Raw genomic sequence first — 11,799 nt, forward strand, 5'->3', positions numbered from 1 at the left:
ATCATGCTCCCGCTGCTTTTTATACGGACAGGCGTGCCGTGCCTTGTGTTATTTGACGATCATCATACCCTGAAATTTGTTACAGTTGACAAATCTTGCGGTATAACGCGGTTATTTTGACGGAAAGTCTTGTAAACGATAACAAGATGTGATATGATTATGAATGATCGGATGTCCGCACGGACATATCATTTCAAGGGAGGAAACAACAATGAAAAAACAGATCACAAAACGCACTCTCGCGGGACTGACGGCAGTCCTCTGCGCGGCAGGCAGTTTTCCTGCGGCTGCGGCAGGCGGCATCATCGGCGGGAATGCGCTGACTGTGTATGCGGTAACGGCAGAGACAGAGGAAGAGATCCCTCATTACGCATCGGTCTATGAGGTCGCAACGCTTGAGGAATTCCTCGCCGCCGCAAACGCCGCAAATGACGGCGATACGGTAAAGCTGACCGATTCCTTCACCGTCGAAGGCAGCTATACGATCAACAGCGGCAGCTCCTTCACGGTCGATTTCAACGGCAATACCATCAACTTCGACGGCACGGGCAGCGGCAAGATACAGAGCTATCTCTACATCGACAACATCGACGCTCACATCACGTTCCTCGACCACGGCCACGGCGGCGGAATGTTCGCTGTCAATCAGAACGTCGTGCGTTTCCTGAAGGTGAACAAGGGCACAGTCGAGCTGCTCAGCGGCGTGTACACGGGCGGACTTGACATCGTCAGGACCGATTCAAACGGCGCTTCGGTCTATGTCAGAGGCGGCAGCTACGACCTGCAAAATGACGATGACGACGGTCCTTTCTACAAGAGCGGCTCGGGAGTTTTCGTGGTCTCGGGCGGTTATTACACCTCGCGCAGCAACGTGAAGAAGGTCGAGCAGGACCTTGTTGAGGGCTACGAATTCTACGAAACGGGCGATGAAGAGTACGGTACTGGCGTTCACAAGATAGGCGCTGTATCCATCACGGGCGCTGCCGTTGAGAGCGTTGCCGATCAGGTGTACACGGGAAGTACGGTCACTCCGTCCCTCACAATCACCGACGGCGAAAAGACGCTGACCGAAAATATCGACTACACGGTCTCCTACGCGGACAATACCGAGGTGGGGACTGCCACGGCGTATATCAGCGGCATCGGCGATTATTACGGCACGATAACTCAGGCTTTCAAGATCAAGGAGCTCCCCGCGGTCGATCGCCCCGAGGACTTGCAGGCGGCTTTCGGTCAGACTCTTGCCGATGTTGAACTGCCTGCCGAGAAGGACGGAAAATGGTCGTGGGAGGACAGCACCCTCAGCGTCGGCGATGTGGGCACGAAGGAATTCAAGGCGACTTTCACCCCGAACGACACCGAGCACTACCTGACCCTGACGAACGTAAGTCTGAGCGTAACCGTTCACCACACCTATACAAAGCAGGAAGCGGCGGAGCCGACCTGCACGGCTGACGGAAATATCGAGTACTACATCTGTTCCGACGGCAGGTATTATACCGACGACAAGGGCGAGAACGAGGTGGCGCTTGCGGATACCGTCATCCCTGCGACGGGTCACAGCTTCGGAAAGCCAGTATGGAAATGGAGCAGCGATCTTTCGGCGGCGGCTGTCTATGTCGTCTGCGAGGATTGCGGAAAGGTCGCGGGAAAGACTGCTGAGGTGACTTCGGAGACCGTTCAGCCCACATACACCTCGGCAGGAAAGACCGTTTACACCGCCGCTGTGAAGTATAAGGACAGGACCTACACCGACACCAGAACGGTCAGGATCCCGAAGCTCGCCTACACCGCCCCGACCATCACCTATCATTTAGGCGGCGAGATCAGCTGGACGTCGGTCGAGGGCGCTGAGGAATACGCGGTAGTCGCATATCTGAACGGCAAATGGAAGATCCTCGCCAGGGGAAACGCCAACAGCTACACCTTCAACGGTCTCAGGGCAGGGGAGCGGTACAAGGTCGCAGTCATCGCGAAGGTCGGCGGCGAGTGGGTCGCCGATGCTTCAAATGCGATCACCGTGATCTCCGAACAGGGCGACTGCGGTATTCTCATGGTCGGCGCGAATGTAGACGGCAATTCGATAAGGGTCAACTGGACTGCGGTCAAAGGCGCGGATAAGTATGGTATAGCGTACTACTATAACGGCAAGTGGATCCTTTTCACCCAGGTCGATGCACTGAGCTGCACGATAAAAAATGTTCCCGCAGGTACTTACAGGATCGCAGTATGCGCCAGGATCGACGGCAAATGGGAGACTTCCTCGTTTGCTAAGAGAAGTATTGTCGTTGAAGTGAAATAATATGAACATCGCCATAACGTAAAAAACGGCGGCAGCTCCTTTCGGGGCTGCCGTTTTTTGTGTGAAAAACGTGCTGAAAAGCGGTGGCTTCTCCTTGCTTGCGACGCAAAAAGCATGATATACTGCGGTTTTAAATAAATATACCGTTATTACGGAATATCCTTTTAAGAACTTTGAGAAAAAGAATTGCCCAAAGATGAAAGAATGTTAAAATCGTATTAAGGCTGCCATGGTAAAGTGGCAAAATGATTGTTCATTTTGTTGATTATCGTGTGCCAGATTTGTGGGTCAATTATTGAATTGGCAGACTTTGTATTAAAACATTGTGAAAACACTTGCCTTTTGTAAAAAATTGAGTATAATTACTTTTATCGCGCGATAAAGATATTACTCATATATTATTTGTTTGATACAAGTATTGGATAAACATTTGTATGAATGAATAGGATATGTAATATTATGTATACCATTTGTACACAAAAACAGTAACATTTCCAACATTATGACTCACAAGTATGATCGAAACAAAACTGCTATACATTTAGGAGGAACAAATCTATGAAAAAAATCAGAAGGATCAGTGCGCTGTTATCTGCGATAATCATGGTTTGCAGCACTGTTAACGCAGCGCCTGTTAACGTATTTGCGGCTGAGGGCGAAGGCAATTTCCCTAACGCCAGAACCATCAAGACGGATTGGATAAAGTTTGACCCTGCGAAACTGGATGTCAACGGCGACGGTAAGATCAATTACTACGATGTCAGCGAGATCGAAACTTATATCAACGATCTTTACGAGACAAGAAACATCAGCTATTATCAGCGCAGCGATGACGGCAGCTACAGCTTCAACAGCCTTGCTGTAGAAACCGAGACAGACAAGAAGTACGATCTGAACAAGGACAATGTGTTATCGCCCGACGACTACTGCAATCTGCTTTGCCTTATCACCAAACAGTTCAAATACAGCATCTCTCAGAACGCAGGCAACAATACTCAGCTCACAGCATCGATCGATGGCTATAACCTCTCCGGTGATCCCACGGAGCTCGTTATCCCTTCCGAGATATATGATATCAATACCGACAGGATCTATCCTGTGACGAACATCTCGTATGGTGCATTCTACAGTATGAAAAAGCTTGAGACCGTTGAGTTCATCAACTACAGACAGCCTAACTGGGTGGACGAGTACGGCAACCGCATCGCTACAAGAGGACAGATCACGGCATCCAATCCGCTTTCGATCGCGCACTATGCTTTTGCAAAGTGTACTAAGCTCAAGACAGTGGTATTCCCCGAGAACGTTTCTGTAGAAAACACTACTTTTGAGGGCACTCCGTTCTTTAATAATAACAGCAATGACTACGACGGCGTCAAGGTGCTGACAGGTTCTGCCGACCACGATAAGAAGACCTATTCCGTTGTTTATGATATTGATTTCGACAGAGCAGTCGGTCAGAACGGTGATCTTAACATCCCTGCCTGCGTTTCTGCCATCAGAAATAACATAACAAACGGAGGTTACCCGGGACTCAGAAACATCAACTTCAAGAAAAACAGCAGCGGTTCCTATAACCTCAGATTTATCGGAGCGAAAGCATTTGAAGGCTGCGATAACCTCGTTACTGTCAACAACAGATCCTTCGCCGAGAATGACGAGTATCTCAAGGATCAGCTGTACAAATACAGCAGCGCTTTTGACTGCACCGCATTCATGGCGGCTGAAACAAGCAGACAGCTCGACAAGATCGTAAGCAAGATCGAGAGCACCCCCGGCTACGACAAGATGAACGACGGCGAGAAGGCTCTTATTGCCGCTAAGTACATCGTATATAATGTCTACTATTCTTCCTGGTATTCTACTTCAGGTGAGTTCTCTCTCTACCCGAATTCGCTCTACTCCACCATTGACGTTCTGAGAGAGAGCTACGAGTCCGAGAACGCAGGTCTGAACGTTCGCTTCACTGTATGCGAAGGCATTTCGAGAACATACGCTCTCGTTCTTGACAGGATCGGAGTGAAGAATTTCACAATGGGTCTGCACGGACACGCGACCAATCAGGTGTACATCCCTAAGTGCAAGGGCAAGGACGGCAGCGAAGTCGGCGGTCACTGGTACACAATGGACATCACAGGACTGTGCGGCGCAAGAGCAAGAGAAGTCATGGGAAGCGCTGACAGAGAAGAAGACATCTCCAAGCTCAGAGGTTACGACGATACCGTTGACATCAACAACAGCGGCAGCAGTGCGGTAGACAGCATGACCATCAAAGGTGAGTACCTCAATACTCTCAATGTCAAGGACAATGCATATAATAATATCATGAACGATGATTTCGAGATTGAGTCACGTCTTTCAAACAGGAATTTCTTCCATCTGTTCAGTGCATCCGCAGGCAAGCACGTTACAGGCAATAATGAATTCTTTTTCGTGTTCAACAAGGACAACACCCAGCTGCTTCTGTACAGATACGGCAAGATCCTCGATCCTCAGGTCGTAAAGGAACAGGCTGAAAAGCAGCCTGCCTTAAAGGCTGAGATCGATGCAGGTCTCGTCGGCTTCGTTGACGCTACTCAGAATGAGGTGTTTGATAACGGCGATGTGGTATACGAGCTTACCGATGGTCTGTACGATGTTAAGTACAAGGAGAGCTTCGATGAAGAACACAGATACCACGGCGGTAACGGCAAGATCGTATACGGAAACTGGTTCGCTGTCGGCGGTCTGACTATCAGAGACGTGCCCGATAAGAGTTACGCATATTTCGCCGCAGATAGCGACGGAAAGGTTTACATGGACAGACCCTATAATACACAGGCTATCGTTTTTGAAAAGAAGGATAATAAGATCTATGCATATGATCTGAATAATGTTCCGCTTGACGGCGTATATACACGCTACAAATATATCTGGAGTTTTGAAAACGGCGAACTTGTATACAGCAACTGCTACTGATAACAAAGCGTTTTTCTGCCCCACCCCTCTTTAATAAAAGACCCGAAGACATCACCTGCCTTCGGGCTTTTCTTTATTTGTGCTGACTGCTGACTGCGTTTTTTCCCGGGGGAGACCCTTTTGAAAAAGTGTCCTCCCCCGGACCCCCTCACTAAAACTTTTAATACTTTTTGGCTTGAGGAGCTTCCTGCGGATTTTGTGTTGGTCGGGAATTTCGGAGTTCTTCTCTTCAATTGTGCATCCCTTGCCAAAAAGACGTTAAATGGTGGTTTACGTCTCATTTGCGGATTTTTTCAGATGGTCACTCTTGAAGCGGTGATAGTCTATCTTCCCGAACACACCCAACAAACGACATATTAAAAGTCTTTGGAATGGGGGCCGCCTTAGCTTCGCACGGCAAGGGGAGAACCTTTCTTCAGAAAGGTTTCCCCCGGTAATTTCCCGCCTCTGAAAGGTTTCCCACGGTAATTCGCAATTATTTGATAACGACTTTGACAGCCCTGTTTGTGAGGTCGCTTGTGTCGAGTTTGCCGTTTACTACTGCGCCTACCACTATGTAGTAAGTGCCTTTGGGGGTGTTTTTGTATGTGAACGAAGTTGTTTTGGAGTCAACGGTCTTGGCTACTTTCCAGTTCTTGCCGTTGGTCGTGTATGCTATCACGTACTTCTGAGCGTTGGGGACGGATGTCCAGTTCAGTCTGAACGCATTACCCTGCACTTCGGCGGAAGTCTTGGGGTAAGCAGGTGCGTTGGGGGTAACGATGATGGCATTTGAAACGTCGTAATTCCACTTGCCGTTTATCATTGCGATGACCGCTACCTTGTACTTTGTGCCAGCAGTGAGACCCTTGATGGTGTAGGTATTAGTCTTGCCCTCGGCGAGCTTTGTCCATTCGCCGTTCAGATACGCAACTACGGCGTACTTGTCGGCATTCGGGAGTTCTGTCCAGTTCAGCCTTACCGCGCCGTCGCCGGGCGTATAATCGACAGCGATGCCGGTATCATCATACGAATGGTCGTGGTATTCAAGGTCAAGTCTGTCGTTGCCGTAATACTCCCTTGTATCCGAGTCGTAGGTGTACATTATCGACTGCGACCTTACATCGAAAATATAGCCTTCCTCGTAGTCACCGCTGGTGTACGGCATCAGGAACAGCAGGTCATCCGCGCCGATGCTGCCCTCGTCGCAGTTGGTCAGGTCGGCGAGATAGTTGTTACCGTCTTCCAGCGTAACGATGTTCCACATATGGTTTCCCGAGCTTGTGGAACTGCTCATCATACCCGAAACGAGGATGCACGAAACGCGCTCCGAAGAGAACTTCGTGTGATCGCACAGGTACTTGAACGCCTTGGAATAGCCCTCGCACACGACGTTTGTGGACTGATCCCCGTCGAAAACGTAGATCATCTGCCAGGGGTCGCCGTAGGAGACATTTCCGCCGACGGCATCATCGTTGTAGGAAACGAGCTGACAGATCTCTTTTCTGTATCCGTCCAGCTTTTCGCGGTCGCTTGCGTTCTCATACTTTTTGATGATCTTTTCGGCGTTTGCCAGCACGGCGTTTGCGCGGAGTATCTGCTTGTGATCCACCTGCAATTTGCCAGCGGCGTAATCGTCCGAAACGTAGAACGAATAGGTCATATCTCCCGTGAATCCGAGCAGATACTCGCCAGCGGTCCTGTCGTATTTTGCGGAGATCGAAACGCCCGAAGCCATGCCTACTCCCGTGGTCTTGTCGAACCAGTACAATTCGTAGGGACACTCAGACGTGAGCCTTGAAAGGATCCTTCCGATATTGCAGTTTATGATCTCGTTTGCCACATTTACGGCATCGGAAGAGAACTGCCCGTTAACGACGATGCTGTCAACTCCCAGATCCTTTGCGGAGAAATAACGCCCCTCAAGTCCCAGATCCTTCATGGAAACGGAAAACTCGGTAGAATCACGCGTTCCTGCGGCAACTTCCGTGATGTATTGGTGAAGCAGCTCGTAGGTCTTTTCTTCCGTATCGTATACCTTAGCGCCCGAAGTGCTTGCTGCGGCGACGATGGTATTCTGAGCGAACGGGAAGAAACTGCCTGCCGTCGGAACAGCCATACTGATCGCGGTCAGAGCCGCTGCTGCAATTCCCGCTGCTGATCTTTTACTATTTATCATGATTTTCTCCTCCGTGAATAAAATAAAAAACAGTGCGTCCGAAGACGCAAAACTCCTTATATAAAATAATAAACTAATATCTTAAAAAAGTCAAGATTTTAGCTAATAAAAAATATTACCTGCCAAATGTTTTTGTCGGATTCGCCAAAACAACGCTCGATATTTGTACAAATAGTTAAAAGTATCGGAGCTTTTTATTTCGGGGGTGATGACGATATCCCGAGTTAGATGTATTAAGACAGCCGCAATCTGGCATATCAGAGTACGGCTCGTTTCAGCAAAATTACTCAGTATCGGGAAATGTGCATCAGGTCAAAAATTTAAAATAACCTGCTGGAATTTTTCGGTACTTTGTGATATAATAGCTCTGAGGAAAGCAAACCAAAAATGTTTTTAGCACTGTCCTGCATATGTTCCGACGTAATGATATTGCTTTGTAAGGGGATGTTGAAATTGTCAAATAACCGATACTATCCTTATTTTCGTGAGCTCTCGTCTGAGATGTTGCCCATACTCACAGAAGATCTCTGCTATATGCTGGAAAACATCGATGAGGATAGTTTTTCTGACTATGTCAATAAGTATTTTAATAAAAAAATACTGTCTGACTATTTCTGTGATAAAACTGAATCAGAGATCGATCTGATGAGTGAATTTGAAAAAGATTTCGATTTCGGAAGGATCCCCGAAAGCCACGAAATATATGAAGCATTCAGAGAAATGGTCGATGAGACACTTCAGGCTTATTATGAAGCAACATGTCCGCCAAAACCTTCACGATGGCAGAAAGTAAAATCTTTTCTTTCAAATGTTTTCTCTTATTTGCTTAGGTTTTTGGGGATTGTTCTGATAATTCTCTCCTTTCCAATATTGCTCATTCTTCAAATTTTTCGGCGTAAAGAGCCCGCTGGCTCTCAGAAATGTGAAAGAGAAAGAGACAGACAGAGAGAAACGTTGGACAATATAATCATGAATAATGCTATGACCGCTGTTTCAGAAGCTATTCAGGATTCTTTTGCCAACAGACTGCGCCGTATCCAGAGAGAGAGGGATATCAGTGCATCAAAGATCGCGAAAGCCTCGGCCATTTCCAACGCAAGTTTCAGCAAGTATCTCAGTGAACAGAACCTTCCCGATAAGAATACCGTTATCAGACTGCTTATCGGTTGTCAGCTTTCGATGGAAGAATCCACTGAGCTTCTGAACTCTGTGGGATATGAATGGTTAAATTGTGAAACGGATAATGTTATCAGGCAGTATATCGATAACAGAATATTCGACATCGAAAAGCTGAACGATGATCTTATACACCACGGTCTTTGTGATCTGATGAAAAAGCGGAAATTTATGGGTAAGGGAAATACAAATAATACGGAAGAAAAGTCATTCTCGGAACTGCTGATCGAATATCAGGAGAGAGCGGGACTGACAAGTGAAGAATGTTCCGAGAAGATCGACGTTTCTCCGAGATGCTGGGCACAGTATCGTTCTGCCGAACGACATCCCGAACGCAGCAAATTACTGAAGATCGCTGTCATCTTAAAATGCAGCCGTCAGGAAACGGAAGCGCTTCTGAACTCCTGCGAATTTCATCTCATCAGTTCTGACATGACCGAGCAGATAATGATGCAGGCGATCGAGAAAAAAGTATATGATCTTAACAAGATCAGTGAAATTATCGATAAAAGCCAAAAAGCCGAAAGGAGCTGAACCTTTCGGCTCTTTTTGCTTTTTGAAGATAGGTTACTGTACTTCAAACCGGGTATTTATAAGATCTGTGATACATTGATCGTTGTATATTACATTTTCTATCTCAGCCTTTTTTTCTGCTGCCGTTTTCAGGAACAGGGTCAGACCAAGGATCTGGAGCCCCGTCATATCCGTGAAGTCAACGCTGATTTTGTCGCCCGACGCCGCTGTTGAGGTCAGTTTATCAAGCAGTGCCGAAGGATCGGAACATTTTTTTCTTTCGATGTTGATAAAGAAATTGTTGCAGATACCGTATTCCTGCATTTCGGAAATGAAGGCTTTTTCAGCTTCATCGGATGTTATTTCATCACTTATGACATAGACGGTTATGGTATCGAAACAAGAAACATTCCCGAACAGCGATCGCAGACGGATATGTATATCGTCCGCCGCAACGGACCTCGGGACAGCGGCGTAATACTTTTTGATGGTGCGTTTTTTCTTGGGTATAAGGCATTTTTTCAGACAGTTCAAAGCGGCAGAGATATTCCGTGATAAGCTGTCTGCGGTCACTGCACCTGTATCTATCCCAAAGCGGCTCATTTCGTTCTTCTGCACTTCATTCAGCTCATCATCAAGATAGCTTATTGGACCTGCGTGACAAACCGTATTCCTGACTATTTTCAGATATAGATAGCATCCGATAAACTTTCTGAAACAGGAGATGTTGCTGTAATCAATATTGAGCCGAAATCCCTTTATGCTATGCCTGAGATGTTTCAGCGAAAAGAATCTGACCCCCATTATTTTCTTGCTGATCGGATCGTTATCGTTTATAAGCGGATCCTTGAAGAAATAAGGCACTTCGTCAAGATTCGCCGCAAGCCTTCTCCTGAATTGACTCATGGTCGAAAAACTGTTATTTTCGATGAACTCTCTGATCTCCCGAACTCCTTCATTATCACCGATTGAACAAGATGTAAGTATATCGATACCGTTATACGGTATTGTCAGATGATTATCATTCATTCCTTTCTCAAACCCCTTTATTACTTTGATGAAGTCCTCGATAAACAGGCTTTTGATGTCACCATCCAGCTGACCGTGCAGGAAACTCTCAAGCAATTCTTTGATCTCTTCCTCTTTCGGGATCGGCATATTGGTAAAATGCGAATAGAAAAGTTCCATTTCGGGTGCCTGTGTCACGCAGGTCACAGATGACATATCACACTGAACTATCTTTTTGCCTATCAGTTCTCTCGGGAGCGCATCTATGAAAATGATAAGGCTTTGCGTTACCCATCTCCATCTGAGACAGCATTCGATATATGCCATTGTCGAGATCTGCGGTCTGGAGTTTCCGAAAACCGATTTTAATTTACTGCACAATGCTCTGTTAAAGCTGCCTGCTGAACTGATCGCACATTCCAGTGTATCTATGATATCATATATCCTGATGAGAGTCGGTTCGAGATCTTCTGCCTGACACATATTCAGATTTTCTGCAAACACATCAAGCTGCACAATAAGATCGGTCATTATCTGATCGCTTATCTTCCCCTTCAGCCTTTTAAGTCTTTTCGTTTCTCCCGAATCCGCGAACTCGCATATCGCTTTAAACAATTCGAGCTGCGGCGAGGTCTCGGTGATACTGATATTATTCTGAGTATCAATGCGCAGCTTTTCGACAGTGTATCCTTCCATCTCGATAAGCTGTGCTGCCATATCAACAGCATCGGTGATCGGCGCAAATGAAGAAGCATCGGCAGCCGTGATGCAGACATCTTCCATTGAAACATCGCTATCATCCAAAATCCGATGTACTTTGCCTAAAACTTCCCAGCGGTCTTTGCTGTCTTTGAGATCGTCGGAAATGATGACCATATCAACAGTCGGCGGACTTATGCCTTTATCAGCACATATCTGTTCAATGCTTTTTCGGAAGCTGAGAAAGTCTGTTTGCAAAGACGTTTCTTTGCGTGCAGACCTGCTCGTGAAAAATTTCGTTAAGAGATTCACATTGTCAAAATCGCAGATATTGTCAGGTGACGTGAATACGATCAGCCTATCGGGAGGTGCTTCGTGCGAACAAAGAACATAGCTGACGATGGCTTTGCTTATAGTTTCAGCGGACTCCACACCGTCGTTGCCGAGAGGCTCACATTCTTTCATTGTTTCAGGTGCAAGACCTAAAAAGAGACATTTCATAAAGATCATTCCTTTCGTTTTATCGAGTACCACGACTATTGGGTATTTAAATTATAACCCGGAATGAACGCTCGGTAAATGAACATCAAGGAAAGATTTTTGTCAAGTATCAACGCCATGCCCGACGGTCGGTTCAGCTGCTGCCCTATATATCTTTTCCGTTTCTTATCTGCCGCTTTTGGTAAGCCTTGCGGCGAACGGAGAAGCATCTCAGTGCTAAACTATCCGCCAAAAGAAAAAGGAGCTGTTGCACCATCAGCACTCCCTCTCAATATCCGCACATCAAACCCGTCAAATACAATGCTTTGTAAAATAGGCATTTTCAGCGCGCACACCCCCAAGCCCTCTTCAAAAAGAGAACTCGGGGGTGTTTTGTTCTGTTGGTTTTATGCCGATTTTAGTTCAAAAAGAGATATTCCGAGTCGGTTTCCCGAGATCTTCGTAAAAAGTTTCTTTATGTTGTATGCCAGCCCGAGCAAAATGA

7 protein-coding genes are annotated in these 11,799 nt (G+C 46.7%); 4 read left to right on the top strand and 3 right to left on the bottom strand.

The features are described from left to right. Nucleotides 1–211 precede the first annotated feature (211 nt). Nucleotides 212–2,302, top strand: coding sequence for a hypothetical protein (locus BT142_RS03115; protein WP_072416738.1), 2,091 nt, complete (start codon nt 212–214; stop codon nt 2,300–2,302). Between the two features lie 558 nt (nt 2,303–2,860). Next, nucleotides 2,861–5,260, top strand: coding sequence for a leucine-rich repeat protein (locus BT142_RS03120; RefSeq protein ID WP_072416739.1), 2,400 nt, complete (start codon nt 2,861–2,863; stop codon nt 5,258–5,260). Here BT142_RS03120 and BT142_RS18970 read toward each other — a convergent pair. Beyond that, nucleotides 5,254–5,541 (bottom strand): hypothetical protein, encoded by a 288-nt coding sequence (locus BT142_RS18970; protein ID WP_139182170.1) that lies wholly within the window; start codon nt 5,539–5,541, stop codon nt 5,254–5,256. The genes BT142_RS03120 and BT142_RS18970 overlap by 7 nt on opposite strands. 194 nt (nt 5,542–5,735) lie before the next feature. Next, the gene (locus BT142_RS03130; RefSeq protein WP_072416741.1) at nt 5,736–7,418 is read right to left on the bottom strand and encodes a fibronectin type III domain-containing protein; all 1,683 of its coding nucleotides are present in this window, start codon (nt 7,416–7,418) and stop codon (nt 5,736–5,738) included. Between the two features lie 969 nt (nt 7,419–8,387). On the opposite strand from BT142_RS03130, the gene BT142_RS19375 reads away from it, so the two are divergent. Further along, nucleotides 8,388–9,128, top strand: a complete 741-nt coding sequence (locus BT142_RS19375) for a helix-turn-helix domain-containing protein (RefSeq protein WP_139182171.1) — start codon at nt 8,388–8,390, stop codon at nt 9,126–9,128. Between the two features lie 33 nt (nt 9,129–9,161). On the opposite strand, the gene BT142_RS03140 is transcribed toward BT142_RS19375, so the two are convergent. Further along, the gene (locus tag BT142_RS03140) at nt 9,162–11,315 is read right to left on the bottom strand and encodes a hypothetical protein (protein WP_072416743.1); all 2,154 of its coding nucleotides are present in this window, start codon (nt 11,313–11,315) and stop codon (nt 9,162–9,164) included. A gap of 78 nt (nt 11,316–11,393) precedes the next feature. On the opposite strand from BT142_RS03140, the gene BT142_RS18980 reads away from it, so the two are divergent. Then, nucleotides 11,394–11,799: hypothetical protein (locus BT142_RS18980; protein ID WP_175545481.1), on the top strand; the 406-nt coding region annotated here is incomplete at its 3' end.

The sequence above is a fragment of the Ruminococcus sp. YE71 genome (genome assembly GCF_900119155.1).
GTDB lineage: Bacteria > Bacillota > Clostridia > Oscillospirales > Ruminococcaceae > YE71.

What these genes read in the sequence shown, in the direction of transcription:
- BT142_RS03130 (WP_072416741.1), bottom strand. Translation starts at nt 7,418, where the DNA reads ATGATAAATAGTAAAAGATCAGCAGCGGGAATTGCAGCAGCGGCTCTG.
- BT142_RS03140 (WP_072416743.1), bottom strand. Translation starts at nt 11,315, where the DNA reads ATGAAATGTCTCTTTTTAGGTCTTGCACCTGAAACAATGAAAGAATGT.
- BT142_RS03120 (WP_072416739.1), top strand. Translation starts at nt 2,861, where the DNA reads ATGAAAAAAATCAGAAGGATCAGTGCGCTGTTATCTGCGATAATCATG.
- BT142_RS19375 (WP_139182171.1), top strand. Translation starts at nt 8,388, where the DNA reads ATGAATAATGCTATGACCGCTGTTTCAGAAGCTATTCAGGATTCTTTT.
- BT142_RS18970 (WP_139182170.1), bottom strand. Translation starts at nt 5,541, where the DNA reads ATGAGACGTAAACCACCATTTAACGTCTTTTTGGCAAGGGATGCACAA.
- BT142_RS03115 (WP_072416738.1), top strand. Translation starts at nt 212, where the DNA reads ATGAAAAAACAGATCACAAAACGCACTCTCGCGGGACTGACGGCAGTC.